The 23,820-nt window shown below is 47.6% G+C and carries 18 protein-coding genes; 13 read left to right on the top strand and 5 right to left on the bottom strand.

Going from position 1 to position 23,820, the window contains the following annotated elements:
* The first annotated feature begins 49 nt into the window (after window positions 1-49).
* From FD960_RS05790 to xth, 9 genes are all read left to right on the top strand, one after another.
* On the top strand, window positions 50-1,078 hold the full coding sequence (locus FD960_RS05790) for a cytochrome D1 domain-containing protein (protein WP_215297838.1): 1,029 nt from the start codon (window positions 50-52) through the stop codon (window positions 1,076-1,078).
* Between the two features lie 9 nt (window positions 1,079-1,087).
* Entirely contained in the window at window positions 1,088-1,858 is a 771-nt protein-coding gene (locus FD960_RS05785; protein WP_215297837.1) for a polysaccharide deacetylase family protein, read from the top strand.
* Window positions 1,859-1,871: 13 nt separating this feature from the next.
* The gene (locus FD960_RS05780) at window positions 1,872-2,846 is read left to right on the top strand and encodes a sterol desaturase family protein (RefSeq protein WP_215297836.1); all 975 of its coding nucleotides are present in this window, start codon (window positions 1,872-1,874) and stop codon (window positions 2,844-2,846) included.
* Between the two features lie 52 nt (window positions 2,847-2,898).
* Window positions 2,899-3,768 carry an EI24 domain-containing protein gene (locus tag FD960_RS05775; protein WP_215297835.1) on the top strand — a complete coding sequence of 290 codons (870 nt, stop codon included), beginning with the start codon at window positions 2,899-2,901 and terminating at the stop codon, window positions 3,766-3,768.
* Window positions 3,761-4,624, top strand: a complete 864-nt coding sequence (locus FD960_RS05770) for a molybdopterin-binding protein (RefSeq protein ID WP_215297834.1) — start codon at window positions 3,761-3,763, stop codon at window positions 4,622-4,624. Before FD960_RS05775 ends, FD960_RS05770 begins: the two co-directional genes overlap by 8 nt.
* A 197-nt stretch (window positions 4,625-4,821) precedes the next feature.
* Window positions 4,822-6,237: a type I glutamate--ammonia ligase gene (gene glnA, locus FD960_RS05765; protein ID WP_215297833.1), complete on the top strand. Its 1,416-nt coding sequence runs from the start codon at window positions 4,822-4,824 to the stop codon at window positions 6,235-6,237.
* Window positions 6,238-6,248: 11 nt separating this feature from the next.
* Window positions 6,249-7,385: a nitrogen regulation protein NR(II) gene (gene glnL / locus FD960_RS05760; RefSeq protein WP_215297832.1), complete on the top strand. Its 1,137-nt coding sequence runs from the start codon at window positions 6,249-6,251 to the stop codon at window positions 7,383-7,385.
* Complete coding sequence (ntrC, locus tag FD960_RS05755) at window positions 7,382-8,833, top strand: nitrogen regulation protein NR(I) (protein ID WP_215297831.1); 1,452 nt, start codon at window positions 7,382-7,384, stop codon at window positions 8,831-8,833. The genes glnL and ntrC overlap by 4 nt, the downstream gene beginning before the upstream one ends.
* Window positions 8,826-9,671, top strand: a complete 846-nt coding sequence (gene xth, locus FD960_RS05750) for an exodeoxyribonuclease III (RefSeq protein ID WP_215297830.1) — start codon at window positions 8,826-8,828, stop codon at window positions 9,669-9,671. The genes ntrC and xth overlap by 8 nt, the downstream gene beginning before the upstream one ends.
* On the opposite strand, the gene FD960_RS05745 is transcribed toward xth, so the two are convergent.
* Genes FD960_RS05745 through FD960_RS05730 form a run of 4 tightly spaced genes read right to left on the bottom strand, consistent with a single transcriptional unit; the run spans window position 9,668 to window position 15,925 of the window.
* Window positions 9,668-11,782, bottom strand: a complete 2,115-nt coding sequence (locus FD960_RS05745; RefSeq protein WP_215297829.1) for a M3 family metallopeptidase — start codon at window positions 11,780-11,782, stop codon at window positions 9,668-9,670. The two genes, xth and FD960_RS05745, sit on opposite strands and share 4 nt — an antisense overlap.
* 60 nt (window positions 11,783-11,842) lie before the next feature.
* On the bottom strand, window positions 11,843-12,697 hold the full coding sequence (gene folD, locus FD960_RS05740) for a bifunctional methylenetetrahydrofolate dehydrogenase/methenyltetrahydrofolate cyclohydrolase FolD (protein WP_215297828.1): 855 nt from the start codon (window positions 12,695-12,697) through the stop codon (window positions 11,843-11,845).
* 13 nt (window positions 12,698-12,710) lie between these two features.
* On the bottom strand, window positions 12,711-13,358 hold the full coding sequence (locus FD960_RS05735) for a response regulator transcription factor (protein ID WP_215297827.1): 648 nt from the start codon (window positions 13,356-13,358) through the stop codon (window positions 12,711-12,713).
* A 35-nt stretch (window positions 13,359-13,393) separates the two neighbouring features.
* On the bottom strand, window positions 13,394-15,925 hold the full coding sequence (locus tag FD960_RS05730) for a PAS domain S-box protein (RefSeq protein WP_215297826.1): 2,532 nt from the start codon (window positions 15,923-15,925) through the stop codon (window positions 13,394-13,396).
* 204 nt (window positions 15,926-16,129) lie between these two features.
* On the opposite strand from FD960_RS05730, the gene aceE reads away from it, so the two are divergent.
* From aceE to lpdA, 3 genes are read left to right on the top strand one after another with little or no spacing between them, the layout of a single operon-like run.
* Complete coding sequence (gene aceE / locus FD960_RS05725) at window positions 16,130-18,826, top strand: pyruvate dehydrogenase (acetyl-transferring), homodimeric type (RefSeq protein WP_215297825.1); 2,697 nt, start codon at window positions 16,130-16,132, stop codon at window positions 18,824-18,826.
* A gap of 15 nt (window positions 18,827-18,841) precedes the next feature.
* A complete protein-coding gene (gene aceF / locus FD960_RS05720) occupies window positions 18,842-20,152 on the top strand; it encodes a dihydrolipoyllysine-residue acetyltransferase (RefSeq protein WP_215297824.1) in 1,311 nt (436 codons plus the stop codon).
* A gap of 8 nt (window positions 20,153-20,160) precedes the next feature.
* Complete coding sequence (lpdA, locus tag FD960_RS05715) at window positions 20,161-21,948, top strand: dihydrolipoyl dehydrogenase (protein ID WP_215297823.1); 1,788 nt, start codon at window positions 20,161-20,163, stop codon at window positions 21,946-21,948.
* A 79-nt stretch (window positions 21,949-22,027) separates the two neighbouring features.
* On the opposite strand, the gene FD960_RS05710 is transcribed toward lpdA, so the two are convergent.
* Window positions 22,028-22,594, bottom strand: coding sequence for a phasin family protein (locus FD960_RS05710; protein ID WP_215297822.1), 567 nt, complete (start codon window positions 22,592-22,594; stop codon window positions 22,028-22,030).
* 225 nt (window positions 22,595-22,819) lie between these two features.
* On the opposite strand from FD960_RS05710, the gene FD960_RS05705 reads away from it, so the two are divergent.
* On the top strand, window positions 22,820-23,707 hold the full coding sequence (locus FD960_RS05705) for a DMT family transporter (protein ID WP_215297821.1): 888 nt from the start codon (window positions 22,820-22,822) through the stop codon (window positions 23,705-23,707).
* Window positions 23,708-23,820 lie beyond the last annotated feature (113 nt).

Raw genomic sequence — 23,820 nt, 5'->3', positions numbered from 1 at the left:
CCTTCGTTTGGAGGATAAAACCCGTCATCCAATGCTTACAATGACGACTATGCGTACATTTATGAGTAAAACAGGGCAGAACTGGATTGCTGCCTGTGCAGTATTGACCCTAATTCCCCTGTCACACCTGGCATTCGCCCAAGCTTCCATTCCGGCGGACCCTAAGGCTGAACCCAAGCTAGCAGTGATTCTCAATTCTGGTGAAGCATCGGTTAGTTTGATTGATATGCCAAGTCGCAAAGTGATCAAAACAGTGCCAGTCGGTAAGGAGCCGCACCACTTGATGATCACTCCCGATCAAAAGACCTTATTAATTGCGAATGCTGCTGGTAATGATGTTGTTTTAATGAACCCTGTCAGCGGCGAGTTGACTGGAAAAATTCCAGACATTATTGACCCTTACCAAATTGGCTATTCACCGAACCATAAGTGGTTTATTGCAAACGGCAATCGCTTGGATAGAGTGGATGTCTATCAGGCGCAAGGCGCTGATCTGAAATTGGCTAAATCGATTAAGTTGGGTAAGACACCAAGCCATATCGCATTCACATCCGATAGCAAGACTGCATTTATTACCTTGCAGGACTCTAGTGAGTTAGCAGCTATCGACTTGGATACGCAAACCGTCATTTGGAAAATGCCCACTGGCAAAGTTCCTGCCGGCCTATGGATGACGCCTGGCGATCAATATCTATTAGTTGGTATTACCGGTGAGGACAATGTCCAGGTGATCGACTGGAAAAACCGCAAAGAAGTAAAGCGGATTCATACTGGCAAGGGCGCTCATAACTTCCGTCCCTTGGGGGACAAGAAACATGTCTTCTTAAGTAACCGTATTGCTTCCACAATCAGCCTGATCAATATGCAGACCTTGGAAAAAGTGGGCGATATCACTGGCTTGCCTGCAGGTCCAGATGATATGGAAATTACACCGGATGGCAAAACCATGTGGGTGACTTTTCGCTTCTCTAAAAAGGTTGGGGTGATTGATATTCCCTCAATGAAATTAGTCACCGTCATTCCGGTTGGCAAGTCTCCGCACGGTGTTTTCTTTACTCCACGCGCTGGCTGGGAATAAGCGCAAGCAATGCGTTTTCAGCGGGTCCTTCCTCGATTGCTGATATTGGCTGCTCTAAGCGGCAGCTCAATCACGGCGATCGCTCAAGAGGCGCAGTGCAAAAAAACGGTTTACCTTACATTTGATACTGGCAATATGTCGGTAGCGCAAACCGTCGCAGATATTTTGTATCGACAAAACGTTAAAGCCACTTTCTTTCTCGCGAATGAAAAAACCAACCGTGGCGATTTCGCATTAGATGATTCCTGGAAGGCCTATTGGCAGGAGCGGCTTAAAGAGGGGCATCACTTCGGTAGCCACACCTACGATCATGTGTACTTCGTTAAAGATGGCCCAAGCGGAGAGATTTTTGCGAAGCCGCAGTTTGGCCCAAGGGCGGGCATCACCAGCTTATATAACGAAGCGAGTTACTGCCGCGAAATCAGGCGGGTTGATGATCGATTTAAAGAGTTAACCGGGTCGAATCTTCAGAGGATTTGGCGTGCGCCAGGTGGAAAAATTTCTCCTCGCTCTGTGAAGATGGGTAATCTTTGTGGCTATCAACACATTGGCTGGCAGCCTGCGGGATTTTTGGGGGATGAGCTGAGCTCTCAGACTCACCCCAATCAGATGCTTTTAGATAAAGCGAGTAGCCAGATTCAGGATGGAGACATCACCATGGCGCATCTCGGAATCTGGTCTCGCAAAGACCCCTGGGCGCCTGCGGTTTTAGAGCACTTGATTGTGAATCTGAAGGCGCGCGGCTTTTGTTTTGCGACACTGCCAAAACAAGATAAATAAGTCACAATAGTCTATGGAGTTCAATTCAATTCTTGCCTATATCTCAGCGGCTTACGCTAGCGCGCAAGAGTTTCTCTTTGCCAATGTCGCTGGACCCATTTTGTATCAATTCAATTTAATGGCTTGGGCTGAGGATGTCTTTGATGGACTTGATTGGTTTCTGTTTGGTTGTATACAGATTTTCCTGATCGCGATCATCTTACGAACCTGGGAAAAACTGGCACCTGCAGAGGCTCAGGTGCGATTTGCTGCATCTAGTAAAGCCGATATTTTGTACACGCTTTTTCATCGCCTGGGAATTTTCCACGGTCTGATTTTTATTGCCTTGTCAGGTTTCTTTTTCGAGATCGACTCCGTGCTGCATGACTTTCGTTTTGGCAGACTCAATGTAGAGTCATGGTGGCCACCACTAACTTCAATTCCATTGGTCAGCTTTTGCATTTACTTCATATTGCTTGATTTTGTAGAGTATCTGTACCATCGCGCATCTCACACCTTCAATTGGTGGTGGCAATTACATGCTTTGCATCACAGTCAAACAGTGATGACTGCCTGGTCCGATGATCGTAATCATATTTTCGATAGCATCATGCATGCCGTGGTATTTGCTTTTTTCGCTTTGCTATTTGGTGTTTCGCCAGGACAATTTATTTTCCTGGTGGTGCTCAGTCAATTGATGCAAAGTTGGCAGCATGCCAATATCAAGGTTGATCTTGGCCCATTTAAATATGCGCTGATCTCTCCGCTGTATCACCGTATGCATCATGCGGTAGGCTATGGTCATGAAGCAAAAGGCAAGCCAGGGGTCTTGGGTGGTTGCAACTTTGGAATCATCTTTCCATGGTGGGATATGTTATTCAATACGGCTATTTTTCAAAACGAGATTTATCCCACTGGGGTGCGGGGGCTGACTCCCTCGAATCATGTTCTGCATCAGCAGTGGCAGGGAATCCGGCATGCCGCTCGTGAATTTTTTCCTAAGAAGTAAATCAGACGCGCAAAAAACACAAAGAAAAACCAATAGGCGGGAATGGGTAAATATGGATAGCATGCAGCAGGTATTTAAGTCATTTGGCTTGGCTCTCGTTGCTACGATGCATCCCAAAATGCTATGGCTAAGCTTGCGCCCATTTTTGATTGTTTCGATATTGTGGGGCTGCTTGATTTGGCTCACTTGGACGCCGGCCTTGGAAATGCTCAGCACCTTCTTAACAACGTCTATTTTTACCAGCTGGATTCAGGATGGCTTGATCTGGGCTGGATTTGAAAATGCCCGCGCATGGATTGCGCCACTCTTTTTTGTGATGCTCCTCATCCCCTTAATTTCTATTAGCCTGCTGGTATTTATTGCTTTCACCACAGTGCCTGCGATTGTTCGTAGCGTCACCCGTCAGCACGCCTACAAAGATCTGGAAAAGAAAAAGGGCGGCGGCTTATTGGGTAGTGTTGTCTATACGATGTGGTCCGCCTTGATTTGTTTGGCGCTGGTGATGTTGACGCTGCCGGTGTGGTGGGTGCCTCCCTTGGTTGCTGTCTTGCCACCCTTGTTGTGGGGCTGGCTCACGATGCGCTTAATGTCTTATGACGTCCTTGCGCAACACGCGAGCGCGGAAGAGCGCGACACCTTATTGCAGCAATATCGTTGGTCCTTGCTGGCGATGGGCGTAGCCTCTGGCATGCTGGGCGCTGTACCCACATTTTTCTGGGCCACGTCTGCTTTAGCGCTTGTGCTATTTCCCATTGTGAGCTTTGTGGCTCTGTGGATTTATTCTCTGATCTTTGTCTTTGCCGCTCTTTGGTTCACGCATTTCTTGCTCGGTGCACTGAAAGACTTGCGTCAAGCTGAGTTAGATAAGGCGCTTAACATTGATGTAAAAGTGATTGATATGGAGCTTCCGAATCATGGTTAATGCAGTAAGGAGCGTGGAAGTGGATGCGCCCGAGTTGAAGTCTCGTCGTTTTGGTTTGATTGTGATTGGTGATGAGATTTTGTCTGGTCGCCGTCAAGATAAGCATATGAGTAAATTGATAGAGTTACTCAATGAGCGAGGCTTAAGCCTATCCTGGGCAAAGTATGTCGCGGACGATCCAGAGAAAATCACCGCAACACTGAAGGAGAGTTTTGCAAGTGGTGATGTCGTCTTTAGTACGGGCGGTATTGGTGCCACCCCGGATGACCATACAAGACAGTGTGCGGCATTAGCCTTAGGTACTACAACAGAACTGCATCCGACTGCGCAAGAGTTAATCGCGGGGCGCATTCAGTCTATGGCTGAAGGCGATCCCATCAAAGCGGATTTAAGCTCTCCAGAGAATCAGCATCGTTTCAAGATGGGTGAATTTCCGATTGGTAGCGACATCATCCCCAATCCCTATAACCAGATACCGGGTTTTCGGATACAAGAACATCACTTTGTCCCAGGTTTTCCGGTCATGGCAGCCCCCATGATGGCTTGGTGCTTAGATCAGCATTACACAGACTTGTTTCATCAGGTGAATTGGGCGGAGCAGAGCTTTATTGTTCCCAAGGGTATTGAATCTACTTTGACGCCACTCATGGAGCATATTGAAGCGAGTTTTCCTGGGGTAAAGGTCTTTAGTCTTCCTTCGGTTGGTGACTCGTCAAAGCAGGGTATTTACGCCCAACGCCATATTGAATTGGGGATTAAAGGCAATGCTAACCTGCTTGAAAGCGCCTGGATTGCCTTGCGTTCTGGTACTCAGGCCCTGGGTTACGAAATTCACGATATCCCAGAGTCTAAATAGGCACTAATATGGTGCAAATCAGTCATATTTTAGGGTTTTTAACCCAATTTCAGCACTTAAACAGTGCAATAATGACTGTTCCCGTTTGTTTGCTTCAGTAAATTAGATACATCCCATGGGCATATTTGATGCCTGGAATGAACAAGGGTGTACACCTTAAGTTTGTATTCCGAATTTAGTTAATAGAGGAGATTTGCATGACGAAGACCGTCGCTGATGTGATGAAGTTAGTTAAAGAGAAAGAATGTACTTTCGTTGATTTCCGCTTTGTAGATACAAAGGGTAAAGAGCAACACACAACAGTACCTATTTCCCATTTTGACGAAGACAAGTTTGAGAGCGGTCATGCGTTTGACGGTTCTTCTATCGCTGGTTGGAAAGGTATCGAAGCTTCAGACATGTTGTTGATGCCAGATCCAACAGCTTGCTACATCGACCCATTCTATGAAGAGCCAACATTGGTGATCACATGTGATGTGATCGAGCCATCTGATGGCAAAGGTTACGATCGTGACCCACGTTCTATCGCTAAGCGTGCTGAGTCTTATTTGAAGAGCACTGGTTTGGGTGATACGGCGTATTTCGGTCCAGAGCCAGAATTCTTTATTTTTGACGGCGTCCGTTGGGGTGCTGACATGCAAGGTTGTTTTGTTAAGGTAGATTCTGAAGAAGCTCCTTGGTCATCCGCTGCTGAAATCGAAGGTGGAAACACTGGTCACCGTCCAGGTAAAAAGGGCGGTTATTTCCCAGTTGCTCCAGTAGATACCTTCCAGGACATGCGCTCTGAAATGTGTTTGATTCTGGAATCATTGGGCATTCCAGTCGAAGTGCATCACCATGAAGTTGCTGGTCAAGGCCAAAACGAATTGGGCACTAAGTTCAGCACATTGGTAGAGCGTGCTGACTGGACTATCTGGCAAAAGTACGTTGTTCAAAATGTGGCACACGCTTACGGCAAGACAGCAACATTTATGCCTAAGCCAATCGTTGGCGATAACGGTTCTGGTATGCACGTTCACCAATCTATTTGGAAGAATGGCGAGAACTTGTTTGCTGGTAACGGCTACGCAGGCTTGTCAGAATTCGCATTGTTCTACATTGGCGGCATCATCAAGCACGCTAAGGCATTGAATGCGATTACTAATCCAGGTACAAACTCATACAAGCGTTTGGTTCCAGGTTTCGAAGCTCCGGTGAAATTGGCTTACTCAGCACGTAACCGTTCTGCTTCTATCCGTATTCCACACGTTTCTAGCCCTAAGGGTCGTCGTATCGAAACACGTTTCCCTGATCCATTGGCTAACCCATACCTCTGCTTCTCCGCATTGATGATGGCTGGTTTGGACGGTGTTCAGAACAAGATTCATCCAGGCGAAGCTGCTGACAAGAATTTGTATGACTTGCCACCAGAAGAAGATGCAAAGATTCCAACCGTTTGTGCAAGCCTAGAGGAAGCTTTAGATGCCTTGAACAAAGATCGCGAGTTCTTGACTCGCGGCGGTGTCTTTACAGACTCTATGATCGACGCATATATCGCATTGAAGATGGAAGATGTCACACGTTTCCGTATGACAACTCATCCGATCGAATTCGATATGTACTACTCCCTGTAAGCGAAGGAGAGATGTTGAGCGCAGGTCTGTTGCGCAATTCGTTCAAAGGGGCAGCTTCGGCTGCTCCTTTTTTTCCGACATTGCTTGACCAAATGCCAAACGCCATCGTGGTGTTCGAGGCGGAAAACCAGCAATTGATTTATGTGAATCCTGCGGCAGAGTCTGCACTGGATCTCTCCCGTAAATCACTTGAGGGTCAATCCGTGCGCGATTTATTTGGTGATAATGCGTTGCTCACACATATGATTGAGGAAGTGAAAGCTGGACACTTTGCCGCTCAACGGCAAGAGCTCGTGCTGCATTCATTGCCAGGCAGTATTCATCAAGATTCCATTCCGGCTCATGTCGTGGTTGCCAGCTTAGAAGATCCTGATCTGATGATGATGGAATGGTTTCCGATTGATCAACAATTAAGGAGTGAGCGCGATGAGCGCGTAACTCAGCAAGTAGAAGCGAATAAGCAGTTGATGCGCAACTTAGCGCATGAAATTAAAAACCCTTTGGGCGGCATTCGTGGTGCGGCCCAGTTGTTGGAGTTTGAACTCCCCGATAAAGGCTTGCGTGAATACACCCAAGTCATTATTAAAGAATCGGATCGTTTGCAAACCTTGGTGGATCGCTTGCTTGCGCCACATCGCAAAGCGCATGCTATGGAATCCTTTAATGTCCATGAAGCCTTAGAGCGAGTGCGCAGCTTGGTACTGGCGGAGTTTCCTAAAGGGTTACGCATCATTCGCAATTACGACACTAGTCTGCCCGAAGTTCTCGGCGATCGAGAGCAACTCATACAAGCAGTATTGAATATTGCCCATAACGCCGCTCAGGCCCTCTCTGAAGAGATCCGCCAAGGTATTGCGCAAATTGAATTAAAGACCCGGGTTGCCCGGTCAGTCACTATCTCCAAACATCGTTATAAGATGGCGATGGATTTGCATGTGATTGATAACGGCCCTGGTATCCCAGAAGAAATCCGTGAACGCATCTTCTTTCCATTAGTTTCTGGAAGGGAGGGCGGTAGTGGCCTAGGTTTGACCTTGGCTCAAACGTTTGTGCAACAGCATCAAGGTTCTATCGCCTGTGACAGCCGTCCTGGACGGACTGATTTCCATATTCAAATTCCATACCGTAAGCAGGAGAAAGCATCATGAAACCCGTTTGGATCGTGGACGATGATCAATCTATTCGTTGGGTGCTTGAAAAAGCGCTCACGCGAGAGAACATTGCGCACAAGAGCTTCTCCAATCCCAATGATGTATTGAATGCTTTGGAAAAAGAGGCGCCTCAGGTGCTGATTTCTGATATTCGGATGCCACGTGGCAATGGTTTGGATCTTTTGCAAAATGTCAAAGAGACGCACCCATTATTACCAGTGATCATCATGACGGCATACTCGGATTTGGATTCTGCAGTCTCCTCATTTCAGGGTGGTGCATTTGAGTATCTCACCAAGCCCTTTGATATTGATAAAGCAGTTGAATTAATCCGCCGCGCGATGGAGCAGAGTGAGCGTAATCAATCCGGCAATAAAGAAATGAATGGCTGGAGACAAGACTCCACGGAAATTATTGGTCAGGCACCAGCGATGCAGGAGGTATTTCGTGCCATCGGTCGCCTAGCGCAATCGCATTCCACGGTATTAATCACTGGTGAATCAGGTACCGGTAAAGAGTTGGTCGCCCAAGCTTTGCATAAACATAGCCCAAGAGCAAAGGGCCCTTTTGTGGCATTTAGTACTGCAGCCGTTCCCAAGGATCTGCTGGAGTCTGAGTTATTTGGTCATGAGCGAGGCGCTTTCCCCGGAGCATTGACCTTGCGTCGTGGGCGCTTTGAGCAAGCCGATGGCGGTACGCTCTTTTTAGATGAGATTGGCGATATTCCATTCGACTTGCAAACGCGCTTATTGCGCGCGCTCACCGATGGCCATTTCTATCGCGTTGGTGGGCAAGATCCAATCAAGGCCAATGTTCGCATTATTGCTTCTACCCATCAGAATCTGGAAGCGCGTGTTGCCGCAGGTGCATTCCGAGAAGATCTCTTGCATCGCTTAAATGTGATTCGTCTGCGCATGCCTCCACTGCGTGAACGCGCGGAAGATATTCCTGTCTTAGCCCGCCATTTCATGTTGTTGTGCGCTAAGTCTTTGGGCGTTGAGCCCAAGAAATTGTCTGATGAAGTTTTAAAAGACATCAGTGCTATGCCATTCCCTGGAAATGTGCGTCAACTAGAAAATCTCTGTCACTGGCTGACAGTGATGACGCCATCCAACGTCATTGGCACCGGGGATTTGCCTGCGGATATTTTGGCTGAAGCCGTTGAGCACCCAGCTATATTGCAGGGGGAATCGGCGCCATCCAATCCCAATGCGCCCAGAACTGGGGCAACAGATTGGGAGAGTGGTTTGGGTCGTTTGGCAGTCAAAATGCTACAAGATGGCGATCAAGGGGTTTACGATGCACTATGCTCCAAGTTTGAGAAGGCTGTTTTACAAGCCGCATTGGAAGTGACGCGCGGCAGACGGGTAGAAGCGGCTCAGCGTCTCGGCATTGGACGAAACACCATTACACGGAAGTTGCAGGAGTTAGGGATAGATGACTGAGTCGGTACGGATCGCTGCATGGAATGTGAACTCGCTGAAGGTGCGTTTGCCACAAGTATTGAAGTGGCTACAGGATCAAGAGCAGTCTAAAAAACCGATTGATGCTTTATGCCTTCAGGAACTAAAACTCACAGACGATAAGTATCCCCATCGTGAGCTGGAAGAGGCTGGCTATCTCAGCATTGCTGCTGGTCAAAAGACCTATAACGGCGTAGCGATCATTCTACGTAGATCTGCCTTAGCGCCAATGGCCTCCGATCTAGAAACCGCTTTTCTAAAACCCGTCAGAAATATTCCTGGTAATACCGATGAGCAGCAGCGCATCTTGGCTGCCACAGTCTGTTTTAAAGGCATGCAGCCGATGCGTTTGGTATCGGCATACTTCCCCAATGGGCAATCACTTGATAGCGATAAATTTGTTTACAAGCTGGGATGGTTAAAGGCGCTGCAGGATTGGTTAAAAGAAGAGCTTACCCAAAATAATCGCTTGGCTTTGTTGGGTGATTTCAATATCGCGCCGACTGATGCCGATGTCCACGATCCAGCGAAGTGGATTGGTCAGAATTTAGTATCACCACCAGAGCGTGCAGCATTTCAGCGACTGATTGATTTGGGCTTGCACGATTCTTTCCGCATGTTTGAGCAGGCACCGAAATCATTTAGTTGGTGGGATTACCGCATGATGGGTTTCAGACGCAATGCCGGTATGCGTATCGATCATATTCTGCTCAGCGAAGCCCTTAAAGAAAAATGCAGCTCAAGCATTATCGATAAGGAGCCTCGCACTTGGGAGCAGCCTTCTGATCATGCCCCTGTTGTTGCAGAGATTAAAGCCTAAGCTAAACCACCATGACGCAGCAATGCGTCAATACTAGGTTCACGGCCTCGGAATGCTTTAAATGATTCGGCAGCGGGGCGGCTACCACCCACTTCTAAAATTTCCGTGCGATAGCGTTTGCCAGTGGCGCTATCTAAAACGCTGCCAGTCAACTTAGCAGCCTCTTCAAACGCAGCATACGCATCGGCAGAGAGAACCTCCGCCCACTTATAGCTGTAGTAGCCAGCAGCATAACCACCAGCAAAGATATGACTAAAGGTATTTGGCCAGCGCGAGATTTCTGGTTGAGGAATCACGTTAAATTCCTGAGCAATTTTTCTAGACAAGGCCAGCACGCCAAAACTGTCAGCATCTTTTGCATTAAATGTTGAGTGCAAGCGCCAATCCAAGAGTGAGAACACCATTTGACGCAATGTACCCAAGCCATTCTGGAAATTCTTGGCTGCCAACATTTTTTCAAAGAGCGCTTTTGGTAATGGCTCGCCAGTGTCCACATGAGCAGTCATAGTTTCAAGTACTTCCCATTCCCAGCAGAAGTTCTCCATAAATTGACTAGGCAATTCGACGGCATCCCACTCCACACCATTGATACCGGAAACGCCTAAGGCACCCACCTTGGTCAGTAGGTGATGCAGGCCATGACCACTTTCATGGAAAAGGGTGATGACATCATCATGCGTAATGGTCGGTTGGCGTAAAACACCGTCTACTTTGACGGGCGCTGCAAAGTTGCATACCAAATACGCTACTGGTATTTGCACTTCGCCACTCATCAGCTCACGGCGTCCACGAGCATCATCCATCCATGCACCACCGCGTTTACCGGGGCGAGCATAAGGATCTAAATAGAAGTAGGCTAGAGTATTGCCAGTAGCATCATTGACGCAGAACGATTGCACATCATCGTGCCACTTCGGTAGATCGGCTGATTTGATTTGTACCCCAAACAGGGTTTGAATCACGCCAAACAATCCTTCTAGTACCTTTGGTAGCGGGAAGTATTGCTTGAGTTCATTTTCAGAGAAAGCATAACGCTCTTGCTTGAGCTTCTCGGAGACAAAAGCCATATCCCAAGGCTGAATGCCATCTTCAAAATGGAGATTTGTTTTGGCAAACTCCTGAAGCTGTACCCAATCTTTTTCCGCAAAAGGTTTGGCTCGCTTGGCGATATTACTCAGAAACTGATCTACCTCCTGCACGTCGCGCGCCATTTTAGGCGCCAGACTTAGTGCGGCGTAATTATCAAAGCCCAACATGCGCGCTTCTTCATCGCGTAGGCGCAACTGAGACAGCATGTTCTCAGTGTTATCCCACTCCGGCTGACCATGACCATATTGGTGAGCCAGTTCTGAAGAGCGGGTGATGTAGGCTTCGTACATTAGGTGGCGCAATTCACGATTCTCCGCATATTGCATCACTGGGTAATAGGAGGGGAAGTGCAGAGAAAATGCCCAGCCTGTGAGATTCTTCTGCGCAGCATTATCTGCAGCAGCGGCTAGGGCATCTTCAGGCAGACCAGCCAATTGCCCGATATCCTGCACTAAATGCACAAAACCATCGGTAGCATCCAAGACGTGGTCAGAGAAGGCCTTGCTCAACGTTGCCTGTTCATCCTGAATTTGGGAGAAGCGGGGCTTGTCCGCATCCGGCAATTCAGCGCCCCCCAGGCGAAAATCTCTCAAAGAGTTTTCAATCACCTTTTTCTGGGCTGTGCTCAACACAGCAAAGTCGGAACTCTGCGCCAATACCTTGAATTTCTCATACAGCGCCAGATTCTGACCCAGGCTAGAAAAGAACGCAGTGACCTCTGGCAGCATGGCGCCGTAGGCGGCACGTAACTCTGGCGTATCGGCCACACTATTTAAATGGGAGATAACGCTCCATGAGCGCCCAAGCGATTCAGTAGCATCTTCCAAGGGTTCGGCCAAAGCCGCCCAAGTGCAGGGGGTATCTGGGCTAGTAGCTAAATCCACGGCAGACTGGGCTCGTTCCAACAGAAATCCAATGGCCGGGGCAATATGTTCGGGTTTGACTTCTGAATATTCGGCGATTTCACGACCAAAAGTCAGCAATGGGTTATTGGCTAAAGCAGGGGGGATTAATGTTGTCATCCCTCTAGCTTAATGGACGACCGATGTTTCTGCCAAAAACCATCGGTAATGAATTTGTCTCTAATGTTTTGCTGCTTTTTCAGCCGCTTCCAAGGTGTTCATCAGCAGCATCGTAATGGTCATGGGGCCGACGCCTCCTGGCACTGGAGTGATCCAGCTAGCAACATATTGAGCTGCATCAAAATCCACATCGCCGCATAGTTTTCCATCAGGCAAGCGATTGATACCAACGTCGATCACTACTGCGCCATTTTTAACCATATCGCCAGTAATCATTTTTGGTTTGCCGGTAGCGACTACCAAAATGTCTGCATCTTTGGTGTGATGCGCTAGATCGCGAGTTTTGCTGTTGCAGATGGTAACGGTTGCGCCAGCTTGCAGAAGCAGCATCGCCATAGGCTTACCAACAATATTGGATGCGCCAACAATCACAGCGCGTGCGCCCCGAATGGGGTAATCAATACTTTCTAGAATCTTCATGCAACCATAAGGTGTGCATGGCTTGAATTCCGGTTGACCCACCATTAGTGCGCCGGCATTGGCTACATGAAAGCCATCCACATCTTTCTCGGGTGCGATAGCTTCAAGAACGCGCTCTGAAGCAATATGCTCTGGCAGCGGTAGTTGTACCAAGATGCCATGAATGGATGGATCGGCATTGAGCGTAGCGATGCGCGCAAGTAATTCTTCTTCGCCAAGATCTTCGGAGTAACGCTCAAGTACAGAATGGAATCCAACATCTTCGCAAGCCTTGACCTTATTGCGGACATAGACTTGGCTGGCTGGATTTTCACCGACAACAATGACTGCTAGCCCAGGTCTTACGCCTTTGGCAGTGACAATTGCGCCACGTGCGGCAATTTCAGTACGAATTTTTTTGGAGAGTGCGTTTCCGTCGAGTAACTGTGCTGGCATGAATGAAAAAAAATTAATTAGGCTGTGGATCTGAGAGTGCGAGGCGGAGTAGGTCTGCAACGGTATTGACGTTGAGCTTTTCCATAATGTTTGCACGGTGTGCTTCTACCGTTTTAATAGAAATGCCAAGATCATCGGCGATTTGTTTATTTAGGCGCCCCGCAACAATACGCTCTAACACTTGACGTTCACGACCGGTGAGTTTGCTCAATAGGCTCTGTGTGATTTTGCGTTGACTTGCCTGCGAATAGTCAACACGCGCCTTAGCAAGCATGCGATCCACTAAACCACAGAGATCGTTTTCCTTAAAAGGTTTCTCAATGAAATCGACTGCGCCACGCTTCATGGTGGACACTGCCATAGACACATCGCCATGACCAGTAATAAAAGCTACTGGCATCGGAAGATTTTCGCTAATCAAACGCTCTTGTAATTCAAGGCCCGACATCCCAGACATTCTGACATCTAAGATCGCACACGAAATAGTAGATTTATCGGTGCTTTGTAGTGATTGCAAAAAGCGCTCAGCACTAGCGTGACATCGCACCACATAACCATTGCTTTCGAGTAACCAGGTGAGGGAGTCGCGAACCGCCTCATCATCATCGACAACATAGACCACTTCGGCATGATTGGGTTTAGTAGCAGCACTGACGTTCATATTGGCTTTCAGGGATAAATCAAAAGTACGAATAGTTAAATATTACCCTTAGAGCCAGGTGACTCTAGGGGTAAAAGTATTGTAAAGCTGCAGCCCGCCAGCTTGGTTTGTTCGGCATCCATCAGATTTTTGGCCCAAAGGCGCCCCTGGTGTGACTCAATAATGGACCGGCAGATATTTAAGCCCATACCCATACCATCGTTTTTGGTACTAAAAAACGGCTCAAACATGCGATCAATAACCGAATCAGCGATTCCACCCCCGGCATCAGTAACCTGAATACGGAGCATGGCGGGGAAGGTGCTGGTCTCTAAATCAGCAGAAATGGTCACGGGCGGTGCCGACCAGCGGGAGGAAAGGGGGTAGACCTCACGCAAGCTGTCTAATGAATTTTTAAGTAAATTCACTAAAACTTGCAGAATGAGAACCGGATCAAGATCCACCATCGGTAGATTCTCGGCGATATGGGAAGTAATGTTGAGACGATGGCGATGAGCCTCAATTTCTACAAGCCCAACTGCATCATTAATGATCTCGGCAATATCGCAGGATTTGCGTTGCGGTTCACTCCGCTTCACGAAGCCTCTGATTCGCTGAATAATTGTCCCTGCTCTATGGGCTTGGTCGGATGCCTTTTCTAGGGCCGGAAGAATATCTTTTTGCAACGATGGGTCAATATGACCTTGCAACCGTTTTACGATCCCCATGCAATAGTTCGAGATAGCGGCGAGCGGTTGATTTAACTCATGGGCAAGCGATGAAGCCATTTCACCCATGGTCGTGAGGCGGCTTGAGAATTGCATGCGCTCTTCTTGTTGGCGCGCAATATCACCAGCTTCAATACGAATCGTAATATCAGTGGCAATTAATAGTTGAGCCATTTGGCCGTCAACCCAGGGAACAAAACGACGACGCACTTCGTACCATTTTGTTGAACCCGTTGCCTCATCGATCAACTGGATTTCTTCTGACTCGGTTTCTTGGTAAAGAGAGGATGGGGGAATGCCGGGAATGGCATCACCTAAGTCTTCCGATAATTCTTGCATCGTATCTTGCACAATCGCACCGCCAGCTAATTCAAAGTGACCCTTAGACGATGCACCAAAGCGTTCGCGATAAAAACGATTGGCAAATAATAATTCTCCAGTTTCATTAGAGACTACAGAAACAGCGGCATCCAATCCTTCTAAAACGGTAATGAAGCGCTCTTGCGAAGCGGCCAGCTCCTCACGAATTTTCTTCGGCTCGGAAATATCAATCAATGAAGTAACCCAGCCTGTTTGCTGACCCTTTTCATTAATCAATGGAGCGATAAAGGTTCTTGTCTGAATAATGGAACCATTGCGGTGCAGGATTGATCCCTCAATACCGATCTTTTTCTCATTGCTGAGCGCTAGCTGAAGCGCCTTATTCATCTTTTCAGTGAGTTCGACTCTTTGTCCTTCAGGCCAAAAGGCAAAGGGCGGCTTCAAGCCAATCAATTCGTCAGCAGACCAGCCCGTCATCTCGCAAAAAGCGGGATTGACGTAAGTGATCATCTTGTTCATATCATGCGCACGAATACCCACTGGCGTAGAGTTTTCCATTGCGCTACGGAAATTAGTTTCAGCGCGCAGGTTCGCCTCTGCCTCTTGGCGAACCTGCATTTGCTTTAAAACAGACCACAAGCTCCAGATCACGAATGCACTCAAACCCAGCACAACTCCGATTAACATCCGGAATGTCAGATTGGTTGCTGGAGGGTAGGTGTCAATTCGTAAGCTGAGGTTAGGGCTGAGCACTCCAATATCTAAACTGGTCTGATTGCTAAATGCCCGTTTAGGTGTGTTGGTATCTGAAGAGATCGCTAGCACCTTGTCGTCATCAGTCAGGAGTGTGAATCGATATTGCCCCTTAAGTTCCCCGGGGATCATCTCGAGCAAACCTTGGGTTGTATAAAGCACAGCCACCATTCCGCGAGTGTCATTGCCCGATATTTGTGGAACGGTTTGCCAAAACACATTGCGAATTTCTTTTGCAATGGGTTCATCTTGTGGAACTTGTAGGGCGATAAATTGGCTGAACGCTGGGCGATGTGTCGCTGTGCTTAATTCAATCGTTTTAGTAAGCGCCTCATTTAATAACGAAGCATTTTCAGGTTTATTAAACCAATTTGTTTTGATATTGCTCGGAGGTATTTTCCATTGGCGTTGGTTATTCTCGTTAATCCATAGTATCTGCACAATCTCATGATTTGATTGCAGAAGATTTTCTGCCTGCGTAATGACGTTATCTCTGAGATTTACTGTGTCACTAGAGCTGATGTAGTCACGCCCCATCGACTGCAATATATCGGTATTGTTTGCAAAGCGCAATTGAATGCGCTGCTTCGCAAAAGATAGCTCTCTAAATAGCGCAGCTTCTTGTTGGCTTTTCTCTTGGAGTTGTAGAGTGCCCATGATGACCCCCATTACCCCAGTAAAAATCACAATTGCAATTAATGGGGTGTAAACCAACTTGAAGCCCCGTATGCGACGGAGCCATTTCACAGGCCTGAGTTGCCAGATCGAAAATGCGATTTTTTTCATGTAATTGCACCATTTTGCCTGACTGGATATGTTTTCTTGTTATTGCAAATCAAGCCTCACTTAATCCTTGCATCGCAACATAATCCCACATTGTGAGAAATATTATCATTATGTGGAAAATTCCTTGTTTACACCCATAGACCTTCCTAGAATATTGCCTATAGAGTGAATCAATAACACTGATGTATCTAATGGAGGCAGTTTATGGCAGCAGTTCCAGATCAAATTTTGGGCAGTGCAGGCAAGCAAGATGCAGACCCAGGTGAAACCCAAGAGTGGTTGCAGGCATTAGATGGTGTTATTCGAAACGAGGGCCCAGCTCGCGCTGCTTACCTCATAGACCAGCAAATTTCTCATGCACGCGTGAATGGCGTTAATCAACCATTTCATGCCGAAACGCCTTACATCAATACCATTCCGGTTGAGCAGCAAGCGCGCTTGCCAGGTGACCAGAATGTAGAACATCGCATTCGTTCATATACCCGTTGGAATGCCATGGCAATGGTATTGCGTGCCAATAAAGAGACCAACGTTGGCGGTCACATTTCTTCTTTCCAATCTGCTGCCACTTTGTATGACGTCGGCTTCAACCACTTCTGGCATGCTCCATCACCAGAGCATGGCGGAGACCTCATCTTTGTACAGGGTCACTCAGCACCAGGCGTCTATGCGCGCGCCTATATGTTGGGCCGTTTGGCTGAAGATCAATTAAATAACTTTAGACAAGAGGTTGGTGGCAAAGGTATTTCTAGTTATCCACACCCTTGGTTGATGCCGGATTTCTGGCAGTTCCCAACTGTGTCTATGGGTCTTGGCCCGATCATGGCGATTTACCAAGCGCGCTTTATGCGCTACTTGCAAGATCGTGGCTTCATTAAAGCTGAAGGTCGTAAGGTTTGGGCCTTCCTGGGTGATGGTGAAACCGATGAGCCGGAATCTCTTGGTGCAATCGGTATGGCTGGTCGTGAAAAACTCGACAACCTCATCTTTGTAGTTAACTGCAATCTACAGCGCCTCGATGGCCCCGTTCGTGGAAACGGAAAGATTATTCAAGAGCTCGAGGGTGAGTTCCGTGGCGCCGGCTGGAATGTCATCAAGGTAGTGTGGGGTGGTCATTGGGATGCCTTATTTGCCCGCGACAAGAAGGGCATTTTGATGCAGCGCCTTGGCGAAATTGTTGACGGTGAATACCAAACAATGAAGGCCAAGAATGGCGCCTATGTTCGCGAGACGGTATTTAATACTCCAGAATTAAAAGCCTTGGTCAGTGATTGGAGTGATGAAGAGATTTGGCAGCTAAACCGTGGCGGGCATGATCCGCATAAAGTTTTTGCGGCATTTCATGCGGCTGTAAATCATCCAAATCAACCAACTGTTATTTTGGCTCACACCATTAAAGGTTATGGCATGGGTGGCTCTGGTGAGGCGATGAATATTGCCCACCAAGCGAAGAAAATGAATGCGGATGACGTGCGTCGCTTCCGTGATCGCTTTGAGATCCCCGTAAAGGATGAGCAGCTTGATGAAATGCCATTGGTGAAGTTTGCTGAAGGCAGCCCAGAGTTGGAATACATGAAGGCGCGTCGTCAAGAATTAGGTGGTTATTTGCCACAGCGTCGTATGAAGGCCGAGAGCCTGCCTGTTCCTGCACTCGATGTATTTGCACCTTTGTTAGAAGCAACCTCAGAGGGTCGTGAGATCTCAACCACAATGGCTTTTGTGCGCATGCTCAACACCATTGTTCGCGACAAAGTATTGGGTAAACGTGTTGTACCGATCGTTCCCGATGAGTCACGTACTTTCGGTATGGAAGGCATGTTCCGTCAATTGGGTATTTGGAATCAATTGGGTCAGCTTTACACCCCAGAAGATCATGATCAATTGATGTTCTATAAAGAGGACAAAACAGGTCAGATTTTGCAGGAAGGTATTAACGAGGCTGGCGGTATGTGTGATTGGATCGCTGCGGCGACTTCATACTCCACTCACGGTGTTCCGATGTTGCCGTTCTACATCTTCTACTCGATGTTTGGTTTCCAACGCATCGGCGATTTGTGCTGGGCTGCGGGTGACATGCGTAGTCGCGGTTTCTTATTAGGTGGTACGGCTGGTAGAACTACCTTAAATGGTGAAGGTCTTCAGCATGAAGATGGTCATAGTCAAGTGTGGAGTGCGGCAATCCCGAACTGTATTAGCTACGACCCTTCATTCTCATTTGAAGTAGCGGTCGTGATTCAAGATGGTATGCGCCGTATGCTTGCCGATCAAGAGGATGTCTACTATTACATCACTTTAATGAATGAGAACTACGCTCATCCAGCGATGCCAAAAGGTGCTGAGCAAGACATCATTAAAGGTATGTACAAGCTGAAATCTGTTGGCGATGCCAATGCGAAATTGCGCGTGCAGCTATTAGGCTCTGGCACGATCTTCCGTGAGGTTATTGAGGCCGCTGAAATCTTACACAAAGATTGGGGTATCGCTTCTGACTTGTGGGGCTGCCCAAGCTTTACAGAGTTGGGCCGTGATTGGACTGCGGTTCATCGCAACAACCTTCTCAATCCAACAGCTGCGCCAAGCTTGTCTCATGTCGAGAAATGCTTAAAAGACACGAGTGGTCCTGTGATTGCTGCAACCGACTATGTTCGCTTGTTTGCTGAGCAAATTCGTCCAGCGATTCAGCATATGGGTCGCCGCTTTGAGGTGCTTGGTACCGATGGCTTTGGACGCTCAGATACACGTGAAAAACTACGTGACTTCTTTGAGGTGGATCGCCGCTGGGTTGTATTAACAGCCTTGCGTTCTTTGGTGGATGCAGGTCAACTGGATCGCCAAAAGCTTGCCGAGGCAATTAAGAAATACGACATCGACACTACTAAACCAAACCCAATGACGGTTTGATAAGAGACTGACAATATGAGCCAATTAATTGATATCAAAGTCCCGGATATTGGGGACTATAAAGATGTACCCGTCATTGAAGTATTAGTAAAGGCGGGTGATCATGTTGAAAAAGAGCAGTCTATTGTGGTGCTTGAATCGGATAAGGCCACGATGGATGTGCCTTCTTCACACTCTGGCATCGTGAAAGAAGTGAAAGTTAAAGTCGGTGACTCTATTTCAGAAGGTGCCGTAGTGCTCATTCTGGAAGAGAGTGGCGCATCAGCTTCAGCCCCAGCACAAGCTGCCCCTGCTAAAGCGGAAACAATACCAGCTCCAGCAGCAAAATCAGCACCCCAGGTTGAACCTCCGATTGTTCGTGCACCCGCACCACCTCCAGTGGTGAATGTGCCGGTAGAGGTGGATCCAACCGCTAGCCATGCAAGTCCTTCAGTGCGTAAATTTGCGCGCGAACTCGGCGTCGCTGTTCATCAAGTCAAGGGTAGCGGTCCAAAAGGGCGTATTACTCAAGAGGATGTCCAAGCCTTTGTTAAAGCTGCAATGAGTGGTGGAGCTGGTAGCCCCTCCAATGCTCCAGGCGGCAGCTTGGGCGGCTTGAATCTGATTCCTTGGCCCAAAGTGGATTTCTCCAAATTTGGAGAAACAGAACGTCAGCCATTGAATCGCATCAAGAAGCTCACTGCGGCGAACTTGGGCCGCAATTGGGTCATGATTCCTGCGGTGACATATCACGAAGATGCGGATATCACCGATTTAGAAGCATTCCGCGTACTCACCAATAAAGAGAATGAAAAGCAGGGTGTCAAGATTACGATGCTGGCCTTCCTCATGAAGGCGGCAGTTGCAGCCCTGAAGAAATATCCAGAATTCAATAGCTCATTAGATGGCGACGATCTGGTATTGAAGAAGTATTTCAATATCGCATTTGCTGCAGATACGCCGAACGGTTTAGTGGTGCCGGTAATTCGTGATGCGGATAAGAAAGGCATTTTCGAGTTAGCCCGTGAAACTTCAGAATTGGCTGCGCTTGCGCGTGATGGCAAATTAAAGCCAGAGCAAATGCAGGGCGCTAGCTTCACGATTTCTTCCTTGGGCGGTATTGGCGGAACCTATTTCTCACCGATTGTGAATGCGCCTGAAGTTGCTATTCTGGGTGTGAGCAAGGCCGCCATGAAGCCGGTCTGGGATGGTAAGCAGTTCGCGCCACGCTTGATTTGCCCGCTGTCATTGAGTGCGGACCATCGTGTGATTGATGGTGCTTTGGCTACACGCTTTAATGCCTATATTGCTCAACTTATGTCCGACTTCCGTCGCGCAGCGCTGTAAGGAAAAAAATGGCTAAGCAAACGATTCTCGTCCCGGATATTGGTGACTACACCGACGTTCCTGTCATTGAAGTATTAATTAAGGTTGGTGATGTGATTGAGAAAGAGCAGCCATTGCTTGTTCTTGAGTCTGACAAGGCCACTATGGAAGTGCCTGCTGATGCGGCTGGTACCGTCCTGAGTATTGCTGTAAAAGCTGGCGATAAAGTAGGCAAGGGTAGTGTTGTGGCTGAAATTGAAGTTGGTGCAAGTGCATCCTCACCAGCTCCTGCTCCTGTAGCGCAGGCTGCAGCCCTAGCTCCGGCAACGGTTGCTCCTGTAGCAGCTCCCATTGCCGGTCAATACAGTGGCAAAGTAGATCATGAATGTGAAGTGCTCGTATTAGGTGCAGGCCCCGGTGGTTACAGCGCCGCATTCCGTAGCGCAGATTTGGGTATGAATACAGTATTAGTGGAACGCTACGCTACTTTAGGTGGTGTCTGCTTGAATGTCGGATGCATTCCATCTAAGGCGCTGCTTCACACTACTGCGGTGATGGATGAAGTGAAGACTATGTCTAAGCACGGTATTAGCTACGGCGCGCCAAAAATTGAGATTGATCAACTTCGTGGATATAAAGATTCAGTCATTGCTAAATTGACCGGCGGATTAGCTGGCATGGCAAAAGCGCGCAAAGTCAAAGTCGTACGCGGCCTCGGTCATTTTCTAGATGCCAATCATGTGGAAGTGCAATTAACTAGCGGTGATGGTCAAGATCTCACGGGTCAAAAGGAAGTGATTCGTTTTCAGAAGGCAATTATTGCTGCAGGTAGCCAGCCCGTGAAATTGCCGTTTCTTCCGGAAGATCCGCGCATTGTCGATAGCACCGGCGCATTACTACTCAAGAGTATTCCAAAGCGCATGCTAGTCATTGGTGGCGGCATTATTGGCTTGGAGATGGCGACCGTTTACAGCACATTAGGCTCACGCATTGATATTGCCGAGATGATGGATGGCTTGATGGCAGGCGCTGATCGCGATTTAGAAAAAGTCTGGGAGAAATTTAACGCCGGCCGATTTGAAAAAATCATGCTCAAGACTCGCGCCGCGAAAGCAGAAGTGAAGTCCGATGGCATTCAAGTTTCTTTCGAGGGTGAAAATGCCCCAGCTGAACCACAGTCCTACGACTTAGTATTGGTTGCAGTAGGGCGCACGCCGAACGGTAAGAAGATTGATGCCGCAGCAGCCGGAGTCATCGTTGATGAACGTGGCTTTATCGCTGTTGATGAGCAGATGCGTACCAACGTTAACAATATCTTTGCGATTGGCGATATCGTCGGTCAACCCATGCTAGCTCACAAAGCTGTGCATGAAGGCCACGTAGCTGCAGAAGCTGCTGCTGGTGAAAAGTCTTACTTCGACGCCAAGCAAATTCCTTCTGTTGCGTATACGGATCCAGAGGTAGCATGGGCCGGTTTAACCGAAGAGCAGTGCAAAGCTCAAGGTATTGCCTATGAAAAGGGGTTATTCCCATGGGCAGCTAGCGGTCGAGCGATTGCCAATGGTCGCGACGAGGGCTTTACCAAGCTCATTTTTGATGCGACAAGCAAGCGCATCATCGGTGGCGGTATTGTTGGTACTCATGCCGGTGATTTGATTGGCGAAGTATGTCTTGCTATTGAGATGGGTGCCGATGCTGTGGATATTGGTAAAACCATTCATCCACATCCTACTTTGGGTGAATCTGTTGGTCTGGCTGCGGAAGCTGCTCATGGCCATTGCACAGATTTACCGCCGGTTAAAAAGAAGGCGAACTAATTCTAGAATATTTTTTCTACAATAAAAAAATCCCTGACATGTCAGGGATTTTTCTTTGTCAGCGCAGACTAAAACTGGATTACTTTTTCTTGCTAGTTTTACTTGCTGGCTTGCTAGCTGTCTTGACTGAGTTTGCTACTGTATTGCTTGCGTTGCTTAAATTAGTTTGAGCAACTTCAACTGCATGCTTGACAGCTTTTTGGCTAGTTTCAAATACATTGTTAGCAGAGGCAATGGCTTGCTTCATTGCATTAACAGCGGCATCAGATCCTGCTGGGGCATTCTTGGTCCAATCTTCAACCAAGGCATTGATTTTCTTGTGGCCTGCTTGTAATTCTTTCTCGGCAGACTTAGTAAAACTGGCTTGTGTTTCATGGGCCAATTCATATAAATGGCGGCTATATGCCATAATTTTTTCAGCCATTGGCTGAACAGCTTCGGCTTGGTGAGCTAATAATTGTTGAATGTCTTTTACTTCCAAGGCTTTCTTAGCGCTGGTCATGCTTTCGCTCAAGCTTTGCTTGGCGATGTGCATATTCAATTCAACCAATTTCTCAATGCTTTGAAGGGCTTGATTTGTGAGTCCACTTAAGGTCTCTAAGTTAGCCTTCTGTGCTGCAGCAATTTGTTCTGGCGTTAAGTTCATTTCAATCCCTTTCCTGTGGACTCAATTCATTTTGCACTTCTTATGAAACAGTGTGAACTAGATTATTGATGGATCCATTATAAATAATTTATGCTGCAATGCAACATAAAATTGGCCTAAGAGCTTATAAGTCTTCACATGATATTTGGGGCATGGCAAGAACGCAAAAGACCTAAAATCAGGGCTCATTTAAATAAAGCCCCATTTTTTTTTGATATCAAATCTATGAAATTGAAGCTCGATAGCCTAATTGCACCATTCTTCGTATTAATTTGGAGTACAGGCTTCGTTATCGCTCGGATGGCAATGCCCTATGTCGAGCCAGCCACTTTCTTATTTTGGCGTTTTGCAGGGGTTTTAATGGCCATGGCTTGCCTCAGCCTAGTCTGGAAGATCACTTGGCCAAGTTGGTCACAAATGAAGCATATTGCTGTTGCTGGCTTATTGCTCCAATTTGGTTATTTATTGGGCGTTTGGTTTGCCGTCAGACTTGGAATGACTGCTGGACTTGTGGCCATTATTGTGGGTCTTCAGCCAATACTGACCGCTTGGTTCGCGGCTTGGGTTTCTGAAAAAGTCACCAAGAGGCAGTGGATTGGGCTTGCGTTTGGTTTCACTGGGGTTGCACTGGTGGTGGCCGAGAAAATCGGCTTCGCCCACATACCAGTGCTAAGTTACATCCTTGCGTTTGCGGCTTTACTCTCGATTACTTTCGGAACGCTCTATCAAAAGAAGTTCTGCCCAGTGTTTGATCTGCGGGCAGGATCCTCTATTCAGTTTGGCGTATCTGCTGTGCTCTGTTTCGTTTGCATGTATTACTTCGAAAGTGGGGTGATGGTCTGGAATGCTTCCGTTGTCGGTGCATTGCTATGGGCGATTTTCCCCTTATCCATTGGCTCGATAAGTTTGCTATTTATGATGATTCGTAAGGGTGCGGCTACTAAGGTAACCAGCTTGCTTTATCTCACACCTCCGACAACCGCGGCAATGGCTTGGCTGCTATTTGATGAGCCTTTCACAATGATGATGGCAGGCGGCTTGGCGCTAACCATGACAGGTGTAGTTCTCGTGAATGCCCGCCAATCGAATTCAGTGGCGACCATTGCTGAATAAGTGTGCACTAAATTTAGGCATATTTATACGCGCGCTGCCAAATATCCGCAGTGCTTACATAAAAGTTATTTATCATTCGGTATGTTAAAAGTTTTGGAAGGCAATTTGGGATG

Source organism: Polynucleobacter sp. AP-Nino-20-G2, from assembly GCF_018688235.1.
Taxonomy (GTDB): Bacteria; Pseudomonadota; Gammaproteobacteria; order Burkholderiales; family Burkholderiaceae; genus Polynucleobacter.
This window is presented reverse-complemented; position numbering and strand designations above follow the sequence as displayed.

Bases quoted from the DNA above. Each gene is read 5' to 3' on its own strand.
- xth (WP_215297830.1), top strand. From the start codon at position 8,826: ATGACTGAGTCGGTACGGATCGCTGCATGGAATGTGAACTCGCTGAAG.
- FD960_RS05710 (WP_215297822.1), bottom strand. From the start codon at position 22,594: ATGAACTTAACGCCAGAACAAATTGCTGCAGCACAGAAGGCTAACTTA.
- aceF (WP_215297824.1), top strand. From the start codon at position 18,842: ATGAGCCAATTAATTGATATCAAAGTCCCGGATATTGGGGACTATAAA.
- FD960_RS05790 (WP_215297838.1), top strand. From the start codon at position 50: ATGCGTACATTTATGAGTAAAACAGGGCAGAACTGGATTGCTGCCTGT.
- ntrC (WP_215297831.1), top strand. From the start codon at position 7,382: ATGAAACCCGTTTGGATCGTGGACGATGATCAATCTATTCGTTGGGTG.
- FD960_RS05780 (WP_215297836.1), top strand. From the start codon at position 1,872: ATGGAGTTCAATTCAATTCTTGCCTATATCTCAGCGGCTTACGCTAGC.
- lpdA (WP_215297823.1), top strand. From the start codon at position 20,161: ATGGCTAAGCAAACGATTCTCGTCCCGGATATTGGTGACTACACCGAC.
- aceE (WP_215297825.1), top strand. From the start codon at position 16,130: ATGGCAGCAGTTCCAGATCAAATTTTGGGCAGTGCAGGCAAGCAAGAT.
- FD960_RS05730 (WP_215297826.1), bottom strand. From the start codon at position 15,925: ATGAAAAAAATCGCATTTTCGATCTGGCAACTCAGGCCTGTGAAATGG.
- FD960_RS05745 (WP_215297829.1), bottom strand. From the start codon at position 11,782: ATGACAACATTAATCCCCCCTGCTTTAGCCAATAACCCATTGCTGACT.
- FD960_RS05775 (WP_215297835.1), top strand. From the start codon at position 2,899: ATGGATAGCATGCAGCAGGTATTTAAGTCATTTGGCTTGGCTCTCGTT.
- FD960_RS05785 (WP_215297837.1), top strand. From the start codon at position 1,088: ATGCGTTTTCAGCGGGTCCTTCCTCGATTGCTGATATTGGCTGCTCTA.
- FD960_RS05770 (WP_215297834.1), top strand. From the start codon at position 3,761: ATGGTTAATGCAGTAAGGAGCGTGGAAGTGGATGCGCCCGAGTTGAAG.
- glnL (WP_215297832.1), top strand. From the start codon at position 6,249: ATGTTGAGCGCAGGTCTGTTGCGCAATTCGTTCAAAGGGGCAGCTTCG.
- glnA (WP_215297833.1), top strand. From the start codon at position 4,822: ATGACGAAGACCGTCGCTGATGTGATGAAGTTAGTTAAAGAGAAAGAA.
- FD960_RS05705 (WP_215297821.1), top strand. From the start codon at position 22,820: ATGAAATTGAAGCTCGATAGCCTAATTGCACCATTCTTCGTATTAATT.
- folD (WP_215297828.1), bottom strand. From the start codon at position 12,697: ATGCCAGCACAGTTACTCGACGGAAACGCACTCTCCAAAAAAATTCGT.
- FD960_RS05735 (WP_215297827.1), bottom strand. From the start codon at position 13,358: ATGAACGTCAGTGCTGCTACTAAACCCAATCATGCCGAAGTGGTCTAT.